Origin of the sequence: Thalassotalea sediminis (genome assembly GCF_030295915.1) — a bacterium.
Lineage (GTDB): Bacteria > Pseudomonadota > Gammaproteobacteria > Enterobacterales > Alteromonadaceae > Thalassotalea_C > Thalassotalea_C sediminis.
In genome coordinates, this window is sequence record NZ_AP027361.1 from 2,475,294 (window position 1) to 2,501,045 (window position 25,752).

The window sequence follows — 25,752 nt, forward strand, 5'->3', positions numbered from 1 at the left end:
ATTATTTTTCGCTTTCGCGTAAGTCTACAACAGCTTGGGCAGCCTGCTTACTCGCGTCGCATCGCAAACTTTGATGAATGTCAGTATAGGCCTGTGTTAGATCTTCTTGTGATTCATACAACCGTTCTTTTAAAAGCGGTAATAAGTTAGCTACCGACACTTGGCTTTGTAATAGCTCAGGCAGTAATGATTTATTGGCCAATAAATTAGGTAACGAAAACCATTTTAAATTAACAAAGCCTTTGAACATATGATAAGTAAAGGCATTAAACTTGTAACATATTACCATAGGACGCTTTATTAACGCAGCTTCTAATGTCACTGTACCAGAGGCTGTTAATAAACAATCGCTAGCGGCCATCACTGTCTGTGTATCACCGACAATAACCTTTATTGGTAGTAAGGGCGCTACTTTTTTACAAATATCAGAAAACTGCTTTGCTCGCTTTTCGCTGATCATAGGAGCAACAAAAATAAGCTTTGCATCTTGCTGATGCAACAACTTGGCAGTTTCTAAAAATATTGGTGTTAAACGGGCTAGCTCTCCACCACGACTTCCAGGCATTATCGCGAGTATTTTTGCATCGGGTAAAGCAAGTTCATCTCGTGCCTGCTGTTTATCAGATAACAACGGGATATCATCTGCAAGAGGGTGACCAACAAAAGTGCATGGCACGTTGTATTTATCGTAAAATGCTTTTTCAAAAGGCAACAGGCTTAAAACCATGTCTGTTGCTTCAGCAATTTTAAAAATACGTTTATGCCGCCAAGCCCAAACACTTGGACTAACGTAATGCACAGTTTTAATACCTGCTTGCTTTAACGGTAATTCTAATCGCAAATTAAAATCAGGCGCATCAATACCAATAAAAACATCTGGTCTATGCTTGGTAAAATAATGCACTAATTCATCACGAACTTTAAATAAACGTTTTAAACGGCCAAGTACCTCAAAGATGCCCATGACCGAAAGTTCTTCCATGTCAAACAAGCTTTCGAAACCAAGACCTTGCATTTTTGGCCCACCGATACCAACAAACTTAGCGTCGGGATAATGTCGCTTAAGTGCAGTCATTAACCCTGCACCTAACGTATCACCTGAATGTTCACCAACAACAATACCAAATACAGGAGTCGGATTAGTATCAACGTCCACCTTACTTTGAGCTAATACCATGACTAACGAATAATGCCGCGCTTTGAGGCTTTAATAAAATCTGTAAATAGTGTTACTTCTGCTTGCGTAGGAATTTCTTCAGCTATGACACTTAGCGCTTCATCGACTGTTAATCCTGCGCGATAAACTTTACGATAGGCCTTTTTTATTGCCTTTATTGCTTCAGGAGAAAAACCTCTGCGCTTTAATCCTTCGCTATTTAGCCCATAAGGCTTAGCAGCATTACCAGACGCCATAATATAAGGGGGAACATCTTTCAAAATTAAAGATGTTGCAGCAATAAAACTATGGGCACCAATATGACAAAACTGATGTACGCCTGATTGGCCGCCAAGTATTGCATAATCCCCCACATGCACGTGGCCTGCAATAGAAGCATTGTTTGCTAATATGCAGTTATTTCCTACTACACAATCATGGGCTACATGGGTATACGCCATAAATAAGTTGTTACTACCAATCTCTGTGATACCTTTATCTTGAATAGTGCCTCGATGTACCGTACAAGATTCCCGAAAAACGTTATTATCACCGACAATAAGTTTTGTTGGTTCACCATCATATTTTAAATCTTGGCAATCCTCGCCAATCGAGGCAAATTGAAACACACGGTTTCCCTTACCTAGCTCTGTCGGACCATTTATAACAACATTCGGCCCAATGTGACAGTCATCGCCGATAACCACGTTTTTACTAACATAAGTCCATGGGCCTATGGTCACATTACGACCAATGACTGCGCCTTCTTCAATTATGGCTTGCGGGTGGATCAAGATTAACTCCTATTACATTTTACGGCGTGCACACATCAAATCAGCAGAACATACAACTTTCCCATCTACACGGGCTTCGCCATAAAACTTCCACATACCTCGACGTTCTTTAACAAACTCAACATGAAGGTGCATCGTATCACCTGGGGTTACCGGGTGTTTAAACTTAGCGTTGTCAATTGAGGCAAAAAGATACATTTCATCTTCTTCTCTCGCTTCAGTACTTTTAAAGCCAAGTAAGCCTGTTGCTTGGGCTAAGGCTTCAAGGATCATTACGCCAGGAAATATTGCTAAATCAGGAAAATGCCCCGTAAAAACAGGCTCATTTATCGTAACATTTTTAATCGCATGTAACGTTTTTCCAGGTTCAAAATCTAATACGCGATCAACTAATAACATTGGATAACGATGCGGAATCAACTGACGAATTTCTTCCACATCAATGGTGTTTTTTTGAGAGTCCAATTTTATTTCCTTTTCTACTTATTTTTTAGGCAGTGAATCTACCTACTTTGCGTTAGTACTTAATGCGTTTAATTGCTGTTCAATTCCTTTTATTTTAGCATTAGTAGCATCAAGCTTTCTAATTCTGGCATTCGTTTTATGCCATTCTTTATTTGGTTGACAAGGAGATCCCGAAGAGTAAACCCCTCCTTTATCAATATTTTTAGTCACCATAGTCATCCCTGTAAACACACAGCCATCTGCAATTTCTATATGACCATTTATACCGACTAACCCTGCAATTGTGCAGTATTTACCGATAGTTGTACTGCCGGCAATTACGCTACAAGCAGCCATGGCAGTGCCTTGGCCTATTGTGACATTATGTGCAATTTGAATTTGATTATCTAATATGACGCCGTCATGTATTACCGTGTCACCTAGCGCACCTCGATCAATCGTTGTACTCGCACCAATTTCTACATCATCGCCGATAACTACGGAGCCAATTTGTGGAATTTTAATCCACTTACCTTGTTCATTCGCATAACCAAAACCATCAGAACCAATAACAGTATTTGCTTGAACTAAACAATTTTTGCCAATTATCACGTGGTGATAGACGGATACGTTGGCCCATAGCGTTGTATTTTCGCCTATTTTGCTATTTTTACCGATAAAACAGCCTGCACCAATGCAAACGTTATCTTCTAACATAGCACCAGTTTCGATAACGGCGTTCGCACCGATCGATACGTTTTGCCCAATTATAGCGCCTTCTTCAACCACAGCTCTGTCATGAATACCTGTCGCTGGTGCCGGTGTAGTGTCTAGTAATTGTGCGACTAAAGCATAACCATAGTATGGGTTGTTCATCACTAATGCATTAGTCGGGCAATCTTTAGCACAATCAGCAGACAATATCACTGCAGACGCTTTAGTTCCTTCAAGTTGCTGTTGATACTTCTTATTTGATAGAAAGGCGATATCCCCTGTCTGTGCATCAGACAATGTTGCAAGTTTGGTAATTAGACAACTTGCATCACCTTGAACGGTAGCACCAATTTTTTGTGCAATCTCTTTAAGTGTATAACTCATAAACAACAATCTTTCTTATTTTCAAGAGCCTAGGCAATATGTTCAATTGTAGGCTATTTCACGACAATTGTGGATAACTAAAATGACTATATAGGGTATTTTTCTTTGATGGCGGGCGGATTTACCACAATAACTAGCGATTACTTGGTATTCTTACAGGGTAGTCCTGCAATTAACTTAATATTGGCTTCCTTTTCATTTATTAACACATAAAAAGATTCGCGTATTAAAATAAAAAAAGCCCTGTTACAAACAGAGCTTTTTATCGAATTACGTTCAATACAGATTGAACTTAATTTTCTAATTTGCTGACTTGCTCAATGACTTTTTGCGAGATATCAGCATCAGGTGTAACGAATACTAACGCTTCTCTTCGGATCACTAAATCAAATTTTTCTTTTGCAGCAATTGATTCAACTGTTTGGCCAATTAACGCTAGAATCTTATTAGACTCTTGGTTTTGCATAGCACCAGCAGCTTGCTGTAATTTTTGGCCTTTTTCTTGATATGCACGGTACGTGTCAGCAATTTGTTTGTCTAAGTCAGTTTTTTGTTTGTCTGACATTAACTCTGAATCACGTTCTTTTTTATTTTGATAATATTCAAAATCTTTCTTAAGTTGTTCAAGTTCTGCTCGTGAATCTTTAAATTCGGCTTCTAGCTTTTGTCTCAATGCATCTGTTTGAGGAATTTGTTGCATAACTTGTTGAAAATTTACCACAGCAATCTTTTGATCTGCGGCACTTGCAGCGCCTGATAATAATGCACTTGAAGCAAGAGTTGCTACTGCAACCGATTTAAATAACTTTTTCAATGTATTCTCCTAGCTCGTAAATTTGCTGCTATTTATTTTTATATAAGGTTTAAATTTTCGTTTAAAAGGTTTGCCCAATATTAAAGTTAAAGAATTTAGTATCATCACCTTCTTCTTCTTTAATTGTTTTAGCAAAACTAAATATCATCGGCCCCATTGGTGATAACCATTGTATTGATAAACCACCAGATGCTCTAAAGCGCCCTACGTCAGAATAATCATCTACTTTTACCAGTTCTCGTGGTGCTAAGTCTAGATAATCTTTCATATCAAACTCTGTATTCCACACATTACCAGCATCAATAAAGAAACTTGTTCTGACACTATTTGAGAACCCTTCATCTAAGAACGGAGTTGGAACAATCAGTTCAATACCCGCTAAAGCGATGGCGTTACCACCAACTGAACGGCGTGAAACATCAATAACATCATGATCTGGCCCTAAACAACATCCGCCACCGCCAACAGGATCAGGCGTACCAGGTATTGATGTAGGATATCTAAAGATAGCTCGTGGACCAACAATATTGGTCTCAAAACCACGCAAGGTATCTGAACCACCACCCGCTCTAAAGTTTTCCCAGAAAGGTAGCATCTGATCACTACCATTTATCTTATCGTAACCATTACCATAACCTAGATTCAAGCTTGTTTTAAAGCTCCATCCTCTAGCAATAGGGAAATACCACTTCGTATCCAAGTTAATTTTGAAATAATTTGTATCAGAGTTTGGTGTTGTCATCTTATAAGATAACGTTTGTTGAGAACCCGCTGTAGGGAACGTACCACGGTTTAACGTCGAACGTGATATAGCAGCTGTAATGTCAAAGTTATCAAACTCTAAACCAGCATCTGGATCACTTGGATCTGAATATAATTCATAAAAGCGTTGAATTTGTTCGTAAGTTTGTAAACGTGTAATGCCGTTATGTTTGTACCCTAAACCAAAGTTTAATCGCACATACTCATTAATTGGGAAACCAAAGTTAACACCAACACCATACGTTTTATTATTGTATTCAACTAAGTTAGCGCTACCCGCATCAAACTCGTTATAAAATACAGTTCCACCGAGTGAAATAGCATCTGTAGTAAAGTAAGGGTCAGTGTAAGAAATACTTACAGCACGAGAATAGCTTACCGTGTTAATGTTAAACGCTAAGCGATTACCAGTGCCTAGGAAGTTATTTTGCTGAATACCAGCATTTAAACTTAATTTGGTTGCTGAACCATAACCAATACCCGCCGTAAAAGAACCAGAAGGTTGTTCTTTAACACTAAACTCTATATCAACTAAATCGTCTTCTTCTGGCAGTTGAACCGTTTCAAATTCCACTTCTTCCATGTATGGAAGACGCATTAACCACGCTTTTGAATTCTCGACTAACGCATTTGACAACCAAGCGCCTTCCATTTGTCGCATTTCACGACGAAGTACGCGATCAGCTGTAACATGATTACCTTTAAAATTGATCCTGTTTACATAAATACGTTTACCAGGGTCGACAGAGATGGTTAATTTTACCGTTTTATCTTCTTCATTAATTTCAGGAATTGTCGTTACTTTAGGATATGCATAACCAAAGCGACCTAAAAACTTACTAATGGTTTCTTCGGTATAGGTAACTTCAGCACCATTATAAAGCTTATCTGCTCGCAATGGATTGATGGCTCTGATTGTCTTTTCAAATCCAGCCATATCACCAACAAAATCAACTTCACTTACAGTAAATTGTTCACCTTCATTAACATTAAGCGTAATATAAATTGCTTGTTTATCAGGTGTCATTGACACTTGTGTCGAATCGACTCGATATTGCAAGTAACCACGATCTAAGTAGTAACTTTCAATCGTTTCCATATCCCCTTGAAGTTTTTGCTTTTGATAACGATCTTGCGCCATGAAATCCCACCAAGGAGAATCGTAGGTCAATTCGATTTTTTCAAGCAATTCTTGATCAGAGAACACTTCATTACCAACAACATTTATACGTTGTATAGCAGCGGCATCACCTTCTTTGAAAACAAATTTCAAATTTACGCGATTTCGAGGCAAGTGGGTAATTTCAGCTTTAACATCAGCGTTGTATTTACCAACACCGTGATAAAAATCTTCTAAACCAGCCTCTAAATTTGTAATTACCGTGCGATCCAGTGTTTCGCCAACACGAATATCTTGTCCTTCAAGACTTTCAATTAGCTGCTCTTCTTTAAGATCACTATTACCTTCAAAGGTAATTTCACTAATCGTTTCACGTTCTCTTACTTTGAAGATGACACGGGAACCATCTCGATAAACCGAGATATCGTTAAAGTGACCTGATTTGTATAAAGACTTTATCGATTGAGAGATACGAAACTCATTTAGCGTATCACCAACGTTAAAAGGTATGTGGGTTAACGCGGCACCGAGTGCAACACGTTGTAATCCTTTAACTTGAATGTCTTCTACTTGGAATTCTTCCGCCGCTTGTGCGTGTGTACCCGTGGCAGCTAACATTACCGCAAAGGCTATTTTTTTCATCATCATAAAAACTAAACTTAACTACTTATTGTTATTTATAACCGCGATAAATCATTAAAAAGAGCGATACTCATCAAGCCCAATATGGCTAGTGTACCAAATTTAAAACCTATTTCTTGTACTTTTTCTGATACCGGCTTACCTGTCAAAAGCTCTATAAAGTAATAAACTAAATGTCCGCCATCAAGTACTGGTACCGGTAAAATGTTAATTATGCCTAAATTAATACTAATTAGCGCTAAAAAGCCTAAAAAATACACAAAGCCATAACCTGCATGATCCCCTGCACCTTGTGCTATTGCGATTGGACCACTTAAATTCTTTACCGATACATCACCAGTCAGTAATTTACCTATCATATCAAAACTTAACGTTATCAGTTGCCAAGTTTTGGTAATACTTTGTGTTACAGCATCAAATAAGCCATAAGAAATTTCTATTTGATACGCTTTCGGGTATGGTTCAACTTTCGGTGCTAACCCTAAATATCCAAATACTCTACCGTTTACATCTCGCGCTTCTGGCGTGGCGTTAATTTTAAATATATTTTCATCACGCTCTACTTCAAGTTCGATGGTTTGATTAGGATAGGTTTTAATTAGTTCCGTAAATTTTTGCCAACTACCGTTTATTTTTTCATTTTCAACTGAAATGACACGATCACCAACTTTCAACCCCGCTAATTCAGCTGGACTATTGCTTACAATAACCGAGATCTCATCATAAGTTTTCGGCATGAAGGGACGCAAACCAACGCTTTCTATTGCAGAACCTTTTTCAGGCGAATATTGCCAGTTTTTGGTATCTAAATTATGTTCACGTAAAGACGCATTATCATTTGAGCGCGTTTTAAGTGTTATGCTTGGTTCGTCCATATGAGCAATTAACGCTAAATTTACCGCTTGCCAATCTAACGTTCTACGACCGGCGACTTCGACGATCTCGCTATTTACCTCAACAGCAGCCTTTTCAACTATTGAGTCAGTTGTTATTTGGCCGACAACAGGTTTTACACTCGGAACACCCAATAAAAACATTAAATAAAAGGCCGCGATGGCAAAAATAAAATTCGCAGCAGGTCCAGCAGCCACTATAGCGATTCGTTGATAAACAGATTTACTATTAAACGTTGCTTCTGCATCTTCAGGGTTAACATCATCAACCCTGTCATCTAACATTTTTACGTAACCACCAAGTGGTATCATCGCAACTACAAACTCAGTGCCATGCTTATCATACGTACGCCACAACGGTTTACCGAAGCCAATAGCAAATCGATGAACTTTGACACCGTTTTTACGCGCAACCCAGAAATGACCATATTCATGTACAGTTATTAAGATACCGAGCGCGATAATAAACGAAAGTAAGTTCCAAATAAAATCAATCATAAATGCTCGACCTTATACGCTTGAACAAGCTCTGTTACCTTTTGCATAGCATATTCTCGAACTGCTGCATCCAATGCAATTACCTCTTCTATTGACTCTACCTGATGTAAGACAAATTTTTTCACACAAGTTTCATTTATTTTGTATATATCGGTAAATTTAATTTCTTCTGCTAAAAATGCAGCAACAGCAATTTCATTGCTAGCATTTAACGCTGTGCATGCCCCTTGACCATATGAACAAGCGTCTATCGCAAGTTTGAGGTTTGGATAGCGTTTAAAATCAGGCTTTTCAAATTCAAACGAAGTCGTACTGAAAAAATCTAATGGTTTTACACCTGCATCAATTCTATCAGGAAAGGCTAACGCATGCGCTATAGGGGTACGCATATCAGGATTCCCCATTTGTGCTAATACCGTTCCGTCTTTGTACTGCACCATTGAATGTATCGTACTTTGCGGGTGTAACACTACTTGAATATCATCTGGCGAGAGATTAAATAGCCATTTAGCTTCAATAAACTCAAGGCCTTTATTCATCATGGTGGCTGAATCAACTGATATTTTTTTACCCATATCCCAGTTAGGGTGTGCACAAGCTTGTGCAGGCGTAACATCTGAAAAAGTTGCTATATCGAGAGTACGAAATGGACCACCAGAACCAGTAAGTAACACTTTACTGACACCATTTTCCGCTAATTGACAGCTTCCGACTTGTTGCTGCGCATTAATAGGTAAACATTGAAATATCGCGTTATGCTCACTATCTATCGGTAATAATTCTGCTCCTGACTCCGCTAATGCATCAATAAATATTTGCCCAGAAGTTACTAGTGCTTCTTTATTGGCCAACAATACCCTTTTACCTGCTTTTACAGCGGCAAGTGTAGGAACAAGACCTGAAGCACCAACGATAGCAGCCATAACAGTATCTATAGTGCCGCATTCTACAAGGTCTACTAATGCATCTGCACCATGAGTCACTTTAATATGTTCTAAACCAAGTTCTGTCAACTTCTGACTAAGTAAAAGCGCAGCCTCTTGGTTTACCAGTACAACGCTTTTAGGTAAAAACTGTTGGCATTGTTCAAGCATTAGTTCAACATTACTATTTGCGGCAAGCGAAACAACATTAAATTTATCAAGGTGTCGAGCGATCACATCCAGTGTATTCGTACCGATAGAACCTGTTGAACCTAAAATGGAAATGTTACGCATATTACTATTACGACCAACCTAAAAACGCATAACAAAGTGCAAAGATTGGTGCCGTTGCCGTTAAACTATCAATTCGATCTAGCACACCACCATGACCTGGTAAAATTGAGCCACTATCTTTAATTCCCGCTTGACGCTTAAACATACTTTCATTCAAGTCACCCAATACTGAGATAGTGGTAATCAAAGCGGTAACACCAATGGCAACAATATATTGCTGTAATTGCCATTGTAGAAAATAACCTGCGATGGCAATTAAAATACTGGCAAAAATTACACCGCCTATGAAACCTTCCATAGTTTTACCCGGACTGACATTAGGCATCAATTTATGCTTACCAATTGCTTTACCAACGAAGTATGCGCCAATATCAGCAGCCCAAACCATGAGAAATAAAAACATAATAAGTTGTGCACCATGGTAAGGATCATCTTGATAATGATTGGTTCTTAGTACCATAAAGGCAAGCCACGTAGGTACTAATGTTAACCAACCAAACAATCCACGAACAGAGCGATGACTCGACCAAAATTTACTATAACGAGGGTATAAAAATGTTAATGTTGCAGAGAGTAGCCACCAAAAGACAGCAAGCCAAAGGAGGTATTGTACATTTTGATTCAACACCATTGGCTCTTGCCAAAGTTGAAGCAAAGGAATTTGATACCACAAAATAGAAATTAAACTCACCGTAGCAATGACGAACGCCAAACGACGACGGTTGTTTTTGAAGCCCATGAGCGGCCCCCATTCCCAGGCACCAATAGCCATTATTACCATAATAAAATAGGCAAAATGTTCTAATGACATATAGAAAATTGCCCATATTGCTAAAGGGGCTAATGCCAAAGCTGTCATAATACGTTTTAATAACAAAAGATAACCCTTATAAATGTAATTGTTGGTTGTTATCTGTTTTCCTTAACTTGGTCACCTGTTTGACCAAAGCGCCTTTCTCGGTCGCTAAAAGTTGCCAACGCTTCAATGAACGCTTGTTCTTGAAAGTCCGGCCATAAAGTATCGGTAAAATAAAACTCAGCATACGCAGCTTGCCATAAAAGAAAGTTACTTATGCGAAAATCCCCACCAGTACGAATCAACAAATCTAACTCTGGTAAGCCTACTAGACTGGTATGCTCATCAAAACACGATTCTGTTATATCATCTATTGCCAATGTGCCTTCTTGCACTTCTCGCGCAATATTTTGCGCTGCATTTGTGATATCCCAACGACCACCATAATTTGCCGCCACAGACAATACCATGGCATCGTTAGATTGTGTTAGTGTTTCTGCAGCTGATATTTTATCTTGCAATGAAGCTGAGAATTTAGAAGTGTCCCCAATGACTTGAAAGCGAATGTTGTTTTTATGTAGTTTTTTCACTTCTCGTGTTAACACTAACATAAAAAGATCCATTAATACGCCAACTTCCTGTTCAGGTCGACGCCAATTTTCGCTACTAAAAGCAAATAATGTTAACGCTTTGACACCTTGCTTTCGAGCAGTTGATACAACAGCTCTTACTGACTCTACACCATTTTTATGGCCAACAACGCGCGTTTTACCACGTTGCTGTGCCCAACGACCATTACCGTCCATAATAATGGCAACATGTTGCGGGACAAGTTTGCTACTGTCAGCATTTACAGATTGTGACACAAAAACTCCATTGACAATCAACAAGATAATAAAAAACGCCGCAGGTGAAACTGCGACGTTATCTAGTACTTAATACGATTAAATTTCCATTAATTCGGCTTCTTTATCAGCAAGAATTTCATCTACTTGCTTGATATAAGTATCCGTGATTTTTTGCACTTCATCCTCTGCTTGGTGCATTTCGTCATCACTAATTTCTTTGTCTTTATTTAATGACTTAATATCGGAATTTGCGTCACGACGAATATTGCGAATAGCAATTTTACCATTTTCACCTTCGCCTTTAACGACTTTAACTAAGTCTTTACGACGTTCTTCAGTTAATGGTGGCAAAGGAATACGAATCAATGTGCCTTGCGATGAAGGATTTAATCCTAAATCAGACGCCATAATCGCTTTTTCTACTGCAGCAATCATGCTTTTATCAAAAACAGTTACCGCAATTGTACGAGCATCAGGTACAGAAACATTACCGACTTGATTAAGCGGCGTATCAACACCGTAATACTCAATCGTTATATTATCTAAAAGTGAAGTATGGGCGCGGCCAGTTCTTACTTTATTTAAGCTACCTTTTAATGATTCAATGCTTTTTGCCATGCGTTCTTGCGCATCTTGTTTGATTTCTTCAATCACAATGATAATCCTTAGTTTTTACGATTATGCTAAATTCTCTGCATGATCAATGGTCGTACCTTCTTCATCGCCCATAATCACGGATTTTAATGCACCTGGCTTATTCATGTTAAAAACACGAATCGGCATACTATGATCTCGTGCCAAGGTAAATGCCGCCAAATCCATTACTTTTAATTCTTTTTCTAAGACTTCTTGATACGTTAAGTGTTGATAAAGTACAGCTTCTGGATTTTTAACGGGATCATCAGAATATATACCATCTACTTTTGTTGCTTTTAATACCGCATCGGCTTCGATTTCAATACCACGAAGACAAGCGGCTGAATCTGTAGTAAAAAATGGGTTACCCGTACCGGCGCTAAAAATAACCACACGGCCAGATTTCAACAAGCTGATTGCTTCAGCCCAATTATAAGTATCACAAACGCCTGCTAAATCAATTGCCGACATCAGGCGTGCATTAACAAATGCTCTATGTAGCGCATCACGCATTGCTAAGCCGTTCATCACTGTTGCTAGCATTCCCATTTGGTCACCGACTACTCGGTTCATACCCGCTTCGGCAAGACCTGCACCACGGAATAAATTACCACCACCAATAACCAAACCTACTTGGATATCCATTTCGACAAGTTCTTTAATTTCTTGTGCCATGCGATCCAAAATTTTAGGATCAATACCGAATCCCTCATCGCCCATTAAGGCTTCACCACTGAGTTTTAATAGGATGCGACGATATGTTGGTTTAGGATTGGTGCTCATAAATTAAACATTCCTGTGTTGATGTAATGCCAATATTTCAGATAAAAAAATAGCCACAGTCAAATGACCGCGGCTATTTTAATACGTTTAGCGAACTATCGGAAGTCTAAATAATAAAAAGAGTTTATTCACTCAATTATTAGCCGACTTTCGATTAAGATTTAGCCGCTGCGATTTGCGCTTCAACTTCAGCTGCGAAATCTTCTTCTTTTCTCTCAATACCTTCACCCACTTCTAAGCGAACGAATGTAGAAACAGAAACGCCTTTCTCTTTAAGAACATCACCAACAGAACGCTTTGGTTCCATGATAAATGCTTGGCCAGTCAATGAGATTTCACCAGTGAACTTCTTCATACGACCTGTAACCATTTTCTCAGCGATTTCAGCAGGCTTACCTTCATTCATCGCGATATCAATTTGGATTGCTTTCTCTTTCTCTACAACTTCTGCAGGTACGTCTTCTGGATTAACGTACTCAGGCTTAGAAGCAGCAACATGCATTGCAACATGCTTAAGAGACTCTGCGTCACCTTCACCGGCAACAACAACACCAATTTTTGCACCATGCTTATAAGATGCTAAAGTAGCACCTTCAACATATGCTACACGGCGTACATTGATGTTCTCACCAATTTTAGCTACAAGCGCAACACGTTTTTCTTCGAACTGTGCTTGTAAATCTTCAATTGAAAGTTTGCCAGCAGCTGCAGCTTCAGCAACTTCATTAGCAAAGGCTAAAAAGTTTTCATCTTTAGCAACAAAGTCAGTTTGACAGTTAACTTCTACTAATGCGCCATCTTTGATAATGATTTGACCTTCAGCAGCAATGTTACCAGCTTTTTTAGCCGCTTTTGCTTGACCTGATTTACGCATATTTTCAATTGCTAAATCAATATCACCGTTTGTTTCTTGTAAGGCTTTCTTACAATCCATCATACCGGCGCCAGTACGTTCACGTAATTCTTTAACTTGAGCAGCAGTAATTGCCATGAGTTAATTCCTCGAAATTCAAATAAGTTTTAATAGATTGCCATATCAGCATTAAACTAATATGGCAGTCGACATGCATTGAAAAGTGAATTATTCAGCTTCTACGAAACCGTCTTTTTCAGCTTGAACAACGATGTTTTGCTCACGACCTTCTAAAACTGCATTAGCAGCAGAATCAGTGTATAAGGTTACTGCACGAATTGCGTCGTCGTTACCTGGAACAATGTAGTCAATACCATCTGGGTTAGAGTTAGTATCAACAACAGCGATTACAGGAATACCTAGGTTGTTTGCTTCTTTAACAGCAATGTGTTCGTGATCAGCATCAATGATGAAGATAGCGTCTGGTAAGCCACCCATGTTCTTGATACCACCAAGGCTTTTTTCAAGCTTTTCCATTTCACGAGTACGCATTAACGCTTCTTTCTTAGTCAATGCTTCGAAAGTACCGTCAGTGCTTTGCGTTTCAAGCTCTTTCAAACGTTTGATTGATTGACGAACTGTTTTCCAGTTAGTCAACATACCACCTAACCAACGGTGATTTACGTAAAATTGGTCACACTTAATTGCAGCTTCTTTGATTGATTCACTTGCAGCACGCTTTGTACCAACAAATAAAACTTTACCTTTCTTAGAAGAAACACCTGATAAGAAAGACAATGCATCGTTAAACATTGGAACAGTTTGCTCTAAGTTGATGATATGAACTTTATCACGAGCACCAAAAATGTAAGATTTCATTTTTGGGTTCCAGTAACGAGTTTTGTGACCGAAGTGAACACCTGCTTTAAGCATGTCACGCATAGATACGTTTGGCATAATATTTTCCTTTTGGGGTTAAGCGTCCATACACTCAATATATACGACACGTTAATCGTGCACCCCGATATATCTTTGCTAAGTGTATGTGAGTTTATGTTTAAGTAATCTTAGCGATTACTTCGTTTATGCGAAACAAACGCAATAACAGTTAATCTGTATAGAACGTCAATTTCAGCGCCGCACTTTATACCATAGTGTGGGATAATTGAACAGTATTTTTTCTCGTCTTATCTTTTTGTAAATATAATTAGGTGAAATGTAATGATATAACGGATGCATATTGGCAGTATTCGCGATAAAATTACCTTATTCTTAAATAAAAGATTCATTAATTATATGTCTGCAGAAATCTATTTTTTATATGACAGTCACTGCCCTTGGAGTTACGCGGCCACCCCGTTACTAACAGAAATTGCAAAGGCGCGAAAAGACATCAGTATTCATACTTTACATTGTTCTTATTACGATGGCCTTGACCATATTGATAGCAAAGTCTTAAAAGAAATCGAACGTTTATCTACTGTTAAGTTTACACCAGCATATAAAAGCCAATGTGAACGAGGGCAAGATTCAACACTTGCAAGTAATTTAATGAGTTGGGTTGAGCAAAAAGCACATGGAAAAGCATTGCCCTTATTGGAAGCCTTACAAGAGCAGCATTTTAAATATGGCAATTTACTTCGCAATCAAGACGATGTAAAAGATGTCATCAATACATTAAAACTATCGCCACCAGCCAAGAGTTTAAAATCGGAAAAGCTGTGTAAAGAAGCAGAATTTGCCTTAGGTGATATTGAAGAAATACAGAAAATTATTGGCACAAAGGCGATTCCCGCTTTGCTTTTAGCCATTGACGACGAACTAATCTTGTTAAACCATAATTTATATATTGGTCAGCCAGAAAAAATCATAGATGCTATCGCCCTTGAGTTAGGTGAATAGTACAAATTTTATATCTTAGGATATAAAAAAGGAGCCTACTGGCTCCTTTTTTTTATTAAATCATCATCGATTAACGACGTAGACCTAATTTAGCAATTAACGCTGAGTAACGCTCAACATTTTTACCTTTTAAGTAATCAAGTAACTTACGACGTTGGCTAACCATGCGTAATAAACCACGACGAGAGTGGTGATCATGGATGTGCTCTTTGAAGTGACCTTGCAAGTGGTTGATTTGCGTTGTTAACAAAGCAACTTGTACTTCCGGTGAACCTGTATCACCTTCTTTTGTCGCATATTCAGCAACGATAGCTGCTTTTTGCTCTACAGATAAAGACATAATTAATACCTTAAAATTAGTGTTTAAAAATCGCGTCAAGCCGAACACTAAATCAGCAAGACGTTCTAAAGAGCGCGTATTCTACCAATAAACATTAACTTTGCAATAATTATTCATCAGGATAACCCTTAAGGAATATTTCCAAGGCAAGCAAATGTGTACAATAAAGTTAGAAACCCCTACTTTAGCTATTAAATGTACAACGATTAAATAACCGTAATACGCTTTGGTGCAACTAAGCCATTATCATCTATAACGCCAACACCAATGAACTCATTGTGATTGTCTTGCTCAATATAAACTTGTACAACACCTTCAACAGGGGCATTTGCCGCTTGTACAGGATTACCATGTCGCAAATATGCTGCGCTCATATCATCAATATACACAGCAGGTAAATCAACAACCGCGGTATTCATTGGTAATAAGAGTGGATCTAACAGTGTGGACGGTGAGACATCTTTTTCTTTTGCTTGTTCCAATAAGGCATCAAGCTGTTCGATAGTAACCATTTTATCTCTAGGATAGCTACCCACACTCACTCGCCTTAATGCGCTAACATGTGCGCCACATCCTAATAACTCACCCAAATCATCCACAATTGTTCGAATATAGGTACCTTTAGACACATGAATTTCAAGGTCAACTTCATCCTCTTCAAAGCGTAATAAATCTAATCGATACACTTCAATTTCACGCGATTCTCTTGGTACTTCGATACCTTCTCGTGCATATTTATATAAAGGTTGGCCTTGATATTTTAAGGCTGAGTACATTGATGGTATTTGTTGAGTGATACCACGGAAAGATGCTAATGCTTTAGCAAGTTGTTCTTCACTAACATCAACCGTTTTTTCTGAAACCACTTCACCGTCGATATCGCTCGTTGTGGTTCTTACACCAAGCTTAGCAGTTACTAGGTATGTTTTATCAGTATCTAATAAAAACTGAGAAAACTTCGTTGCTTCACCTAAACAAATTGGCAACATTCCCGTAGCCAATGGGTCTAATGCACCTGTGTGACCGGCTTTTTGAGCAAAATAGATATGCTTAACCTTTTGCAAGGCTTTATTCGACGAAATATCATAAGGCTTATCAAGCAGAACGACACCATTAACAGGTCTACCCTTTCTACGTTTTGCCATTAGTCTTCTTCGCCCTTACGCTTTGACTTTCGTTTCTCATCATCTGCAACGGCTTGATCAACAAGCGAAGACATGCGTACACCTTCTGCCATTGATTTATCATAAACAAACCGCAGTTCAGGCATAATGCGAGCTTTAATACGCTTAGCTAACAAACTTCGAATAAAGCCTGACGCTTCATTCAACAAGTCGATAGATTGTTCAACATTTTGCCCTTCAAGAGTAAAAAAGGTGACATATATTTTGGCGTAAGCTAAGTCTCTTGTCACTTCAACTGCATTAACCGTTACCATACCAAGGCGAGGATCTTTAACTTCTCGCTGGATAATCATTGCCACTTCTTTCTGGATTTCCTGACCTACACGATCAGTACGTGAGAAATCTCTACTCATAGAAACTCCTAGTAAATTAATATTCTTCTATAAGATAAAAACGGGGGCTACCGCCCCCATTGTATTATGTTTACAAGTTTAATGTTTTATTAGCGCTTTTAGCTTTATATACATGCATCGTAAACAGGTGTTTGTCAGCAAGTCTATTCACTATAAAAGCGGTAACACTTAAACTTATAATGTACGTTTAACTTCTACAGTCTCGAATACTTCGATCTGGTCGCCAACTTTAACGTCATTATAGTTCTTAACTCCGATACCACACTCAGTGCCGTTTCGAACTTCTGGAACATCATCTTTAAAGCGACGTAAAGACTCAAGCTCACCTTCGTAAATAACGACGTTATCACGCAATACACGAATCGGATTATTACGTTTGATAAGACCTTCAGTTACCATACAACCAGCAATAGCGCCAATTTTCGGTGATTTAAACACATCACGTACTTCCGCAAGACCAATAATTTCTTGCTTAAATTCTGGCGCTAATAAACCGCTCATCGCTTGCTTAACTTCATCAATTAAGCTGTAAATAACGCTGTAATAGCGTAAATCTACACCTTCAGATTCGATAACTTTACGTGCCGAGGCATCAGCACGAACGTTAAAGCCAACAACAATAGCATTAGACGCTGCGGCTAATGACGCATCAGTTTCAGTAATACCACCAACACCAGAACCGATAATTTTCACTTTCACTTCATTGGTTGAAAGTTTAACTAATGCATCAGAAATCGCTTCAAGTGAACCTTGAACGTCAGATTTCAACACTACGTTTACTTCAGAAACTTCGCCTTCTGCCATATCTGTAAACATGTTCTCAAGCTTGGCTTTCTGTTGACGTGCCAACTTAACATCGCGGAATTTACCTTGACGATATAAAGCAACTTCACGTGCTTTCTTCTCATCTTTAACAACCGTGGCTTCATCACCAGATTGTGGCACACCTGATAAACCTAAAATTTCAACTGGAATTGAAGGCCCTGCTTCGTTAATTTGACGGCCTAGCTCGTCTCTCATTGCACGAACGCGACCATACTCTAAACCACACAGTACGATATCACCTTGCTTTAATGTACCTTCTTGTACAAGTACAGTTGCAACTGGACCTCGACCTTTATCAAGTTTAGATTCAACAACAACGCCATTTGCCATTTTATCAACAACAGCTGTTAGCTCTAAAACTTCAGATTGAAGTAGTACAGACTCAAGTAATTCATCTATACCTAAACCTGTTTTAGCTGAAACGTGAACAAACTGTACATCGCCACCCCAGTCTTCTGGAATAACATCGTGTTGAGACAATTCAGTTTTAACACGATCTGGATCAGCGCTTTCTTTATCCATTTTGTTAACAGCAATAATAATAGGTGCTTCAGCTGCTTTCGCATGTTGAATAGCTTCAATTGTTTGCGGCATTACACCGTCATCAGCTGCAACAACAATAATAACAATATCTGTCGCCTTGGCACCACGAGAACGCATCGCTGTAAACGCTGCGTGACCTGGAGTATCTAGGAAAGTGATCATGCCACCTTCTGTTTCAACATGGTATGCACCAATATGTTGAGTAATACCACCAGCCTCACCTGATGCCACTTTCGCTTCACGAATGTAATCAAGTAGTGATGTTTTACCATGGTCAACGTGACCCATAATAGTTACTACAGGAGCACGTGTTTGTGCTTCACCATCATCACCACGATCAGATAGTACTGCTTCTTCTAACGCATTTTCTTTAACAAGTACCACTTCATGACCCATTTCTTCAGCAACAAGCGCTGCAGTTTCTTGGTCAATCACTTGGTTAATCGTCGCCATTGCGCCCATTTTAAACATTGCTTTAACGACTTCAGCGCCCTTAACTGCCATTTTATTTGCAAGTTCAGCAACAGAAATTGTTTCACCAATACGCACTTCTTTGGTTTTCGCTTCAACTGGTTTTTGGAAGCCATGTTTTAAGCTTTGAGGAGCAGATAATGTTTTCTTCTTACCTTTGCCTACCGATGATGGCCTTTCATCTTTCTTCGCTTTTTTCTTCTTGCGACGACGACCAGTCTCTTCTTGTGCATCAACAGCATCTTCAGCTTCTTGCGCATAAACAGAAGAAGTAACATGAACAACATCATTTTCATGTTTCTTACGTTCTTCTTCTTCCGCTTTCCAACGAGCTTCGTTTTCTTCGGCTAACTTACGCGCAGCTTCTGCTGCAGCTTTAGCTTCTGCTTCAGCTTTTTCTTGTGCTTCTTTTTCCGCTTGTTCACGTAATTTACGTGCTTCTTCACTTTCCGCAGGCGCTTCTACTTTTGTTTTTTCGATTTTTTCAGCTTTTTCTTTCGATGCTTCTTTAGCTTTACGCTCAGCTTCGGCCTTTGCTTTCGCTTTGGCTTCAGCTTCTGCCTTTGCTTTTGCTTCAGCTTTTGCCTTTGCTTCAGCTTCTGCTCTTGCTTTTGCTTCAGCTTCTTCTTTAGCTCTTGCTTCAGCTTCGGCTTTCTCTTGCGCTTCTAATTCAGCTTGTGCTTGTTGTTCTTCTATATCGCTACGCTTAACGTAGGTACGCTTTTTACGCACTTCAACTTGCACTGACTTAGCTTTACTACCAGAGCCAAGTACTAAGGTTGATTTCTTCTTACGACTCAATGTCATTTTACTTGGCTTAGCGGCTGAGTCGTCGCCATGTTGCTTACGCAAGTGCTCAAGTAATGATTCTTTCTCTTGTTGAGAAACTTCGTCAGTCGACGATTTTTCAATACCAATTTCTGATAACTGGCTTACCAATCTTTCGACCGGCGCACCTATTTCATTGGCAAGTTCTTCTACTGTTACAGATGCCATCTATATAGTTCTCCCGGCGATTATTCTTCGTTAAACCAACATATATTACGAGCGGCCATAATGAGGTCGCCTGCTGTTTTTTCATCAAGTTCTTCTATATCAGAAATATCATCTACCCCTTGTTCAGCTAAGTCTTCTAGCGTAATAATGCCACGACTTGCCAATACAAATGCTAGGTGACGATCTAACCCTTCAAGGTTAAGAAGATCTTCTGCTGGTTCTGCATTTTCTAATGATTCTTCACTTGCTAAAGCCTGTGTCGTCAATGCTGCTTTAGCACGGCCTCTCAACTCTTCAACAATGTCTTCATCCATGCCGTCAATCTCTAATAACTCTGACGCTGGTACATAAGCAATTTCTTCAAGAGAAGTAAAACCTTCTTCAGCTAATAACGTGGCAAAATCTTCATCAATATCGAGCTTTTCAGTGAAAAGATTCAGTACTTTATCGTTTTCAGCTTGGTGCTTTTCGTTCATGTCATCAACCGTCATTACATTTAGTTCCCAACCAGTTAGGTTGCTTGCTAAACGAACATTTTGACCGTTACGACCAATCGCCATTGCTAAGTTGCCTTCTTCAACAGCGATATCCATAGTACGTTTGTCTTCATCAACAATAATAGAAGCGACCTCTGCAGGTGCCATTGCATTAATAACAAACTGTGCAGGGTTATCGTCAAATAACACGATATCAACGCGTTCCCCACCTAATTCGCCAGAAACTGCTTGTACACGCGAACCTCGCATACCGACACAAGCACCAACAGGATCAATGCGCTTATCATTAGATTTAACAGCGATTTTTGCGCGAGATCCTGGATCACGAGCTGCCCCGCGAATTTCCAACATTTCTTCGCCAATTTCTGGCACTTCAACGCGGAAAAGCTCAATCAACATTTCTGGCTTTGTACGTGAAACAAATAATTGTGCGCCACGTGCTTCCGGCTTAATCGCATATAACAAACCGCGTACGCGATCACCCGGACGAAAAACTTCACGTGGTAATAAGTCATCACGATAAATTACCGCTTCTGCATTATTACCTAAGTCAAGAATTACGCTATCGCGGTTGGCTTTTTTCACAACACCCGTGATTAATTCTCCAACCTGATCTTGGTATGAATCAACAATTAACGCACGCTCTGCTTCACGTACTTTTTGAACGATCACTTGTTTTGCTGTTTGCGTAGTAATGCGATCAAACTTTATTGATTCAATTTGTTCTTCAACATAGTCACCTAACTGAACTTCTGGGGCATCATATTGTGCAGCCGCCAGACCAATTTCAGCATAAGGGTTTTCCATTGCTTCTTGAGTATCTTCGATGACTAACCAACGTCTAAACGTGTCAAATTCTCCTGACTTACGATCGATAGAAACTCGAACAGAAATATCGCCCTCATACTTTTTCTTAGTCGCGGTTTCTAATGCAGTTTCCATTGCCTGAAAAATACTTTCACGCGGTAATGCTTTTTCATTAGAAACGGCATCTACAACTAGTAATACTTCCTTACTCATGCTTTTTAGCCTATATGTTAATCGTTATCGTTTAAATTGTTGTTAATCAAATTTAGGGACAAGGTTACCTTTATCAATATTACTAAAGATAATCTCGTAACTTTCCCCGTCTACTACAACAACCAAAGTGTCATTTTCTATCGTTTCGAGTACGCCTTTAAACTTTCTACGTCCGTTTAAAGGCATACTTAGTTTAATATTAATGGTTTCACCTATTATCTCTTGATAATGTGCAAGCGAAAATAAAGGACGATCTAGTCCAGGAGAAGAGACTTCTAAGCTATATTCAGTGCTAATTGGATCTTCAACATCCAATATCGCGCCAACCGAGTGGCTAACTTCAGCACAATCATCAACATTAATGCCATTTTCGTGATCAATAAAAACACGTAGTACAGAATGTTTTCCTGCACTTACAAACTCTACGCCTAGTAGTTCTTTACCTACGGCTTCTACAGCTGGGCGTAACATTTCTGTTAACTTGTCTTCAAATTTAGCCAATCAACTTCTCCAATTTCATTTAATCCAGATATAAAAAAAGGGCTTAAAGCCCAGCGATAATTCATGCTGTAATATATCTATTTACAGATATAAAAAAACCCCATAAAGGGGCCATAATCACTGAAGCCCGCAATGTTAACAATAGATAAAAATTGTTAACTGATATAACAATAACGACTATGGAAAATCCCATTATTCGCCTTCAGTGATTGTCATATCAAAAAAGATGGGCAAGATTATATAGATTTAACGTAAGATTCGCAAGTGACTTTATTACCTTATTGTTGATTCATTACACAGCAAATATCTAATAAATTTGATTTTACTCTTTCTAACGCCCACAATTAGGTTAACTATTATAAAATAAAGAAATTACAATACGTTAGTATTGTATAGTTTTTCATGATATAACGATAACCATCGTCAAAAATTTCAAGCTAACCAGTTGTCTTTAAGAAAGTTATTAAACACAACGTATAGTGTTTAAGCCGTTAACTGATAATTGAAATGCTGGTGAGCATATGACTGCACTGTTGAAGGGTTATTATGTTTACTTATTCACAAATTATTACTCGTAATATTGGTTACGCTTTATTGTTTAACCTTGTGATTCTTGTGATTACCTTTTTCTTATCTCAGCAACAAATCGCCACAAAGCAAAGCCAACAAGCTACAACGTTAGCGCTCGTGTTTAAACAGTCTGCAGACACAACCTACGAACAAGTTGCGCAATCTATATTCCAAAGCGGGCAATATCAATCGTTAAAAGTTTCGTTTAACAAAGATATTATTTTTCATAAAGCATCCAACGTATCCATACTTGCCAGTATCTTTAGCATTGAGCCATCAGTACAATCGCTACCCAATAACTATCGTATAGAATACCGTGTCAGCTCGAGTAATACGGTAAATTTCTTTTATAGCCTTTTAATCGCCATTTTAGTTTGCTCAATTTTCATTGCTCTACTTGCAGGAAAGCTAAGTATTAATCGATACGGTGAAATAATTAAACGTGTTAATCAACAAATTAGTCATGACTTAAAGCATGTTATTAATGCTGAGGGCGAGAAAAGTCATTCAGTACTCTTTGATTTACCTGAGTTAGATGCAGGCATTAATGAGATTAAACGACAAATTTCAAGTCATTTGGATGAAACAAAAGCACTTGAAACCGACGCTTATGTTGACCATTTAACACAACTTGAGAATCGCACTCGATTTGTACAGTTTTTTGAAGCAAATCATCAAAATATTGAGTTTGGTGTATTAAGCATCACTCGCTGTTCAGAACTACAAACCATTAATCAAATTCATGGTTATCACGAAGGTGACAATTATATTGCTAAAGTAGCCGAGATAATCAAACACAATATTGGCCCTCATAAAGGCGCAAAAATTTTCAGACTCAATAGTTCTGATTTTGCTTGTATTATGCCTAACACAACAATAAAAGAAGCTGAAACGTTTGCAGATAACCTTTCAGGTCGTTTTAATGACTTCCAACTGTCGTCAGATCTCGACTCAGTTGCTTATACAGGGTTAGTTCCCTTTTCAAAAAGTAACCCATTAGGTGAACTATTAGCGCTTGCTGATACCGCAATAAGTGTTGCTCAAACTCAGCAAATTAACGCATGGTATGCACAAACCGACACTGATATATTAAGTGGCGATAGCGCCAGTTACGGCAATCAAAATTGGCGTCAAGAAATTGAAAGTGTGATTGAAAACCAACGCGTTACATTGTTGGTACAACACATAAAGCCAAATACACGTACAACAAAGGTATACGGTGAATTCCTGGCACGTTTTCTCAATGCTAATAATGACATGTTACCCACAGTGTCTTTTATCGCTATGGCTGAAAAGCTCGATAAAATTGTCGACGTTGATCGAATGATTGTAGAGCAAGCGATGACGTTGATTAGCCAGAAAAATTTATTAGACCAACACTTTGGCATTAACATTAGCCCTCGCACCATTCACGACGAACATTTTTTAATTTGGCTCGAAAGACGATTACTGCGTGATCCTAAGATTAGTGCAAATTTAGTTTTTGAAATTAGTGAATTTGGGCTACAGCAGAATATAAAAAGCAGCAAGCGTTTCATCGATATGCTTCATCGTGCTGGTGCACGAGTAACCGTAGAACGTTTTGGTGTTGGCTTAACGTCGTTTAAATTCTTTCGGGATTTAAAGCCAGATTTTATCAAAATGGACAGTACCTATACACGCGACATTGATGAAGATAAAAACAATCAGTACTTTTTAAGGTTAATGATCGATCTAGCACATCGTTTAAGTATTACTGTGTTAGCTGAAAGTGTAGAGAGCCAAGAAGAAAAGTTCACACTTGAAAAACTCTTTATTGATGGCTGCCAAGGGTACTACATAGGAAAACCTGAAAAAATTTAGTCTCATTTAAGCGACTTTGTTAATTTCACTCAAAACTTAATACGTATATAAACCAAGCCTGTAAGCCATCGAAGCGGAATATTTCATTGATTTATTACAGGCCTTACAATTAATATTGCATATGCAATATAATTTTTTCACTCAAGATGTTGTTATCTGTGATAGAAAATCGGATAATACCCTCAATTTTTAAGAACTTCGCAGAAAAATGACTGACTACTTTTTATTACTAGTGGGCACGGTATTAGTCAATAACTTCGTGCTCGTTAAGTTTCTGGGACTCTGCCCTTTTATGGGTGTGTCTTCTAAAACTGAAACAGCAATCGGCATGTCATACGCAACAACGTTTGTTATGACACTAGCGTCGTTGATCAGTTATTTAGTACAGACTTATATACTTGCACCTCTTTCTCTTGAATATTTAACAACCATGACCTTTATTCTCGTCATTGCAGTTGTCGTACAGTTTACTGAAATGGTTGTACATAAAACCAGTGCAAATTTATATCGCTCTCTTGGCATATTTTTACCATTAATTACCACCAACTGTGCCGTATTAGGTGTTGCCTTGTTAAACATGTATGAACGTCATAACTTCATTGAATCTATTGTTTATGGTTTTAGTGCGGCACTTGGTTTTTCGTTGGTGCTTGTTATGTTTTCCGCGATGCGTGAAAAATTAGCGAATGCCGATATTCCTAAACCTTTTAAAGGTTCTGCAATTGCGATGATCACAGCTGGACTTATGTCACTCGCATTTATGGGCTTTAGTGGCTTGGTGAAATTTTAATGACAGCTATTATCGCAATTTTAATTTTAGGGTTAATTGGTCTAGCGTTTGGCGCTTTACTTGGTTTTGCTTCAGTAAAATTCAAAGTAGAAGGTGATCCACTTGCCCAACAAATTGATGAGTTATTACCACAAACGCAATGTGGGCAATGTGGTTATCCAGGCTGTAAACCTTACGCGGAAGCAGTAGCGAATGGTGAAGCAATTAATAAATGTGCACCTGGCGGTGAAGAAACGATTAAAAAAATTGCTGATTTAATGGGTGTAGAACCAATCGCCATGGATGAAAGTCATGACGCAGACAATACACCTAAAGTCGCTTTTATCATCGAAGAAGATTGTATTGGCTGTACCAAGTGTATTCAAGCTTGCCCTGTCGATGCCATTATTGGTGCAACAAAACAAATGCATACCGTTATTGTTGATGAGTGTACAGGTTGTGATTTATGCGTTGCACCTTGTCCTGTCGATTGCATTGAAATGCGACCAATCAAGCAAACAACGCGCAACTGGCAATGGGATCTTGAAAGCATTCCAGTAACAGAAATTAAGTAACGAGGTTGAT

At 38.6% G+C, this 25,752-nt stretch carries 24 protein-coding genes; 4 read left to right on the forward strand and 20 right to left on the reverse strand.

The genetic code is table 11. The features are described from left to right. Position 1 precedes the first annotated feature (1 nt). The 14 genes from lpxB to rpsB all read right to left on the reverse strand — a co-directional run bounded on the left by lpxB (position 2) and on the right by rpsB (position 14,311). Positions 2 to 1,177 carry a lipid-A-disaccharide synthase gene (gene lpxB / locus QUE09_RS11350; protein WP_286232874.1) on the reverse strand — a complete coding sequence of 392 codons (1,176 nt, stop codon included), beginning with the start codon at positions 1,175 to 1,177 and terminating at the stop codon, positions 2 to 4. Positions 1,178 to 1,179: 2 nt separating this feature from the next. Next, on the reverse strand, positions 1,180 to 1,950 hold the full coding sequence (gene lpxA / locus QUE09_RS11355; RefSeq protein WP_286232875.1) for an acyl-ACP--UDP-N-acetylglucosamine O-acyltransferase: 771 nt from the start codon (positions 1,948 to 1,950) through the stop codon (positions 1,180 to 1,182). A 12-nt stretch (positions 1,951 to 1,962) separates the two neighbouring features. Further along, entirely contained in the window at positions 1,963 to 2,415 is a 453-nt protein-coding gene (fabZ, locus tag QUE09_RS11360) for a 3-hydroxyacyl-ACP dehydratase FabZ (protein ID WP_286232876.1), read from the reverse strand. 42 nt (positions 2,416 to 2,457) lie between these two features. Beyond that, entirely contained in the window at positions 2,458 to 3,492 is a 1,035-nt protein-coding gene (gene lpxD / locus QUE09_RS11365; protein WP_286232877.1) for a UDP-3-O-(3-hydroxymyristoyl)glucosamine N-acyltransferase, read from the reverse strand. A 292-nt stretch (positions 3,493 to 3,784) separates the two neighbouring features. Continuing rightward, entirely contained in the window at positions 3,785 to 4,306 is a 522-nt protein-coding gene (locus QUE09_RS11370) for an OmpH/Skp family outer membrane protein (protein WP_286232878.1), read from the reverse strand. Positions 4,307 to 4,367: 61 nt separating this feature from the next. Next, on the reverse strand, positions 4,368 to 6,836 hold the full coding sequence (gene bamA, locus QUE09_RS11375) for an outer membrane protein assembly factor BamA (RefSeq protein WP_286232879.1): 2,469 nt from the start codon (positions 6,834 to 6,836) through the stop codon (positions 4,368 to 4,370). Positions 6,837 to 6,865: 29 nt separating this feature from the next. Continuing rightward, complete coding sequence (rseP, locus tag QUE09_RS11380) at positions 6,866 to 8,221, reverse strand: sigma E protease regulator RseP (protein WP_286232880.1); 1,356 nt, start codon at positions 8,219 to 8,221, stop codon at positions 6,866 to 6,868. Further along, a complete protein-coding gene (gene ispC / locus QUE09_RS11385; protein ID WP_286232881.1) occupies positions 8,218 to 9,438 on the reverse strand; it encodes a 1-deoxy-D-xylulose-5-phosphate reductoisomerase in 1,221 nt (406 codons plus the stop codon). Before ispC ends, rseP begins: the two co-directional genes overlap by 4 nt. Before the next feature lie 7 nt (positions 9,439 to 9,445). After that, the gene (locus tag QUE09_RS11390) at positions 9,446 to 10,315 is read right to left on the reverse strand and encodes a phosphatidate cytidylyltransferase (protein WP_286232882.1); all 870 of its coding nucleotides are present in this window, start codon (positions 10,313 to 10,315) and stop codon (positions 9,446 to 9,448) included. A 32-nt stretch (positions 10,316 to 10,347) separates the two neighbouring features. Further along, positions 10,348 to 11,118 (reverse strand): polyprenyl diphosphate synthase, encoded by a 771-nt coding sequence (gene uppS, locus QUE09_RS11395; protein WP_286235925.1) that lies wholly within the window; start codon positions 11,116 to 11,118, stop codon positions 10,348 to 10,350. Between the two features lie 60 nt (positions 11,119 to 11,178). Next, positions 11,179 to 11,736, reverse strand: a complete 558-nt coding sequence (gene frr / locus QUE09_RS11400; RefSeq protein ID WP_286232883.1) for a ribosome recycling factor — start codon at positions 11,734 to 11,736, stop codon at positions 11,179 to 11,181. A gap of 24 nt (positions 11,737 to 11,760) precedes the next feature. Continuing rightward, a complete protein-coding gene (pyrH, locus tag QUE09_RS11405) occupies positions 11,761 to 12,501 on the reverse strand; it encodes a UMP kinase (RefSeq protein WP_286232884.1) in 741 nt (246 codons plus the stop codon). A 154-nt stretch (positions 12,502 to 12,655) separates the two neighbouring features. After that, complete coding sequence (gene tsf / locus QUE09_RS11410) at positions 12,656 to 13,492, reverse strand: translation elongation factor Ts (protein ID WP_286232885.1); 837 nt, start codon at positions 13,490 to 13,492, stop codon at positions 12,656 to 12,658. Positions 13,493 to 13,582: 90 nt separating this feature from the next. Beyond that, a complete protein-coding gene (gene rpsB, locus QUE09_RS11415; protein ID WP_286232886.1) occupies positions 13,583 to 14,311 on the reverse strand; it encodes a 30S ribosomal protein S2 in 729 nt (242 codons plus the stop codon). A 339-nt stretch (positions 14,312 to 14,650) separates the two neighbouring features. Here rpsB and QUE09_RS11420 point away from each other — a divergent pair, with 339 nt between their 5' ends. Beyond that, complete coding sequence (locus QUE09_RS11420) at positions 14,651 to 15,256, forward strand: thioredoxin domain-containing protein (protein WP_286232887.1); 606 nt, start codon at positions 14,651 to 14,653, stop codon at positions 15,254 to 15,256. A 70-nt stretch (positions 15,257 to 15,326) separates the two neighbouring features. On the opposite strand, the gene rpsO is transcribed toward QUE09_RS11420, so the two are convergent. From rpsO to rimP, 6 genes are all read right to left on the reverse strand, one after another. Beyond that, positions 15,327 to 15,596 carry a 30S ribosomal protein S15 gene (rpsO, locus tag QUE09_RS11425; protein WP_074498437.1) on the reverse strand — a complete coding sequence of 90 codons (270 nt, stop codon included), beginning with the start codon at positions 15,594 to 15,596 and terminating at the stop codon, positions 15,327 to 15,329. A gap of 206 nt (positions 15,597 to 15,802) precedes the next feature. Next, positions 15,803 to 16,741 carry a tRNA pseudouridine(55) synthase TruB gene (gene truB / locus QUE09_RS11430; protein ID WP_286232888.1) on the reverse strand — a complete coding sequence of 313 codons (939 nt, stop codon included), beginning with the start codon at positions 16,739 to 16,741 and terminating at the stop codon, positions 15,803 to 15,805. Further along, complete coding sequence (gene rbfA, locus QUE09_RS11435) at positions 16,741 to 17,133, reverse strand: 30S ribosome-binding factor RbfA (RefSeq protein ID WP_286232889.1); 393 nt, start codon at positions 17,131 to 17,133, stop codon at positions 16,741 to 16,743. The genes truB and rbfA overlap by 1 nt, the downstream gene beginning before the upstream one ends. Positions 17,134 to 17,307: 174 nt before the next feature. Further along, on the reverse strand, positions 17,308 to 19,968 hold the full coding sequence (gene infB, locus QUE09_RS11440; protein WP_286232890.1) for a translation initiation factor IF-2: 2,661 nt from the start codon (positions 19,966 to 19,968) through the stop codon (positions 17,308 to 17,310). 20 nt (positions 19,969 to 19,988) lie between these two features. Further along, positions 19,989 to 21,485, reverse strand: coding sequence for a transcription termination factor NusA (gene nusA / locus QUE09_RS11445; RefSeq protein ID WP_286232891.1), 1,497 nt, complete (start codon positions 21,483 to 21,485; stop codon positions 19,989 to 19,991). Positions 21,486 to 21,527: 42 nt separating this feature from the next. Then, positions 21,528 to 21,986 carry a ribosome maturation factor RimP gene (gene rimP / locus QUE09_RS11450; RefSeq protein ID WP_286232892.1) on the reverse strand — a complete coding sequence of 153 codons (459 nt, stop codon included), beginning with the start codon at positions 21,984 to 21,986 and terminating at the stop codon, positions 21,528 to 21,530. A gap of 546 nt (positions 21,987 to 22,532) precedes the next feature. On the opposite strand from rimP, the gene QUE09_RS11455 reads away from it, so the two are divergent. From QUE09_RS11455 to rsxB, 3 genes are all read left to right on the forward strand, one after another. Further along, complete coding sequence (locus QUE09_RS11455) at positions 22,533 to 24,398, forward strand: EAL domain-containing protein (RefSeq protein WP_286232893.1); 1,866 nt, start codon at positions 22,533 to 22,535, stop codon at positions 24,396 to 24,398. 208 nt (positions 24,399 to 24,606) lie between these two features. Then, positions 24,607 to 25,188: an electron transport complex subunit RsxA gene (gene rsxA / locus QUE09_RS11460; protein WP_286232894.1), complete on the forward strand. Its 582-nt coding sequence runs from the start codon at positions 24,607 to 24,609 to the stop codon at positions 25,186 to 25,188. Next, entirely contained in the window at positions 25,188 to 25,742 is a 555-nt protein-coding gene (gene rsxB, locus QUE09_RS11465) for an electron transport complex subunit RsxB (RefSeq protein ID WP_286232895.1), read from the forward strand. Before rsxA ends, rsxB begins: the two co-directional genes overlap by 1 nt. Positions 25,743 to 25,752 lie beyond the last annotated feature (10 nt).

Excerpts from the sequence above, each read along its gene's own strand:
- lpxB (WP_286232874.1), bottom strand. The coding sequence starts at position 1,177 with ATGGTATTAGCTCAAAGTAAGGTGGACGTTGATACTAATCCGACTCCT.
- rpsB (WP_286232886.1), bottom strand. The coding sequence starts at position 14,311 with ATGCCAAACGTATCTATGCGTGACATGCTTAAAGCAGGTGTTCACTTC.
- rbfA (WP_286232889.1), bottom strand. The coding sequence starts at position 17,133 with ATGAGTAGAGATTTCTCACGTACTGATCGTGTAGGTCAGGAAATCCAG.
- nusA (WP_286232891.1), bottom strand. The coding sequence starts at position 21,485 with ATGAGTAAGGAAGTATTACTAGTTGTAGATGCCGTTTCTAATGAAAAA.
- tsf (WP_286232885.1), bottom strand. The coding sequence starts at position 13,492 with ATGGCAATTACTGCTGCTCAAGTTAAAGAATTACGTGAACGTACTGGC.
- ispC (WP_286232881.1), bottom strand. The coding sequence starts at position 9,438 with ATGCGTAACATTTCCATTTTAGGTTCAACAGGTTCTATCGGTACGAAT.
- infB (WP_286232890.1), bottom strand. The coding sequence starts at position 19,968 with ATGGCATCTGTAACAGTAGAAGAACTTGCCAATGAAATAGGTGCGCCG.
- truB (WP_286232888.1), bottom strand. The coding sequence starts at position 16,741 with ATGGCAAAACGTAGAAAGGGTAGACCTGTTAATGGTGTCGTTCTGCTT.
- lpxD (WP_286232877.1), bottom strand. The coding sequence starts at position 3,492 with ATGAGTTATACACTTAAAGAGATTGCACAAAAAATTGGTGCTACCGTT.
- QUE09_RS11455 (WP_286232893.1), top strand. The coding sequence starts at position 22,533 with ATGTTTACTTATTCACAAATTATTACTCGTAATATTGGTTACGCTTTA.
- pyrH (WP_286232884.1), bottom strand. The coding sequence starts at position 12,501 with ATGAGCACCAATCCTAAACCAACATATCGTCGCATCCTATTAAAACTC.
- QUE09_RS11420 (WP_286232887.1), top strand. The coding sequence starts at position 14,651 with ATGTCTGCAGAAATCTATTTTTTATATGACAGTCACTGCCCTTGGAGT.
- bamA (WP_286232879.1), bottom strand. The coding sequence starts at position 6,836 with ATGATGATGAAAAAAATAGCCTTTGCGGTAATGTTAGCTGCCACGGGT.
- rsxA (WP_286232894.1), top strand. The coding sequence starts at position 24,607 with ATGACTGACTACTTTTTATTACTAGTGGGCACGGTATTAGTCAATAAC.
- rsxB (WP_286232895.1), top strand. The coding sequence starts at position 25,188 with ATGACAGCTATTATCGCAATTTTAATTTTAGGGTTAATTGGTCTAGCG.
- rseP (WP_286232880.1), bottom strand. The coding sequence starts at position 8,221 with ATGATTGATTTTATTTGGAACTTACTTTCGTTTATTATCGCGCTCGGT.
- rpsO (WP_074498437.1), bottom strand. The coding sequence starts at position 15,596 with ATGTCTTTATCTGTAGAGCAAAAAGCAGCTATCGTTGCTGAATATGCG.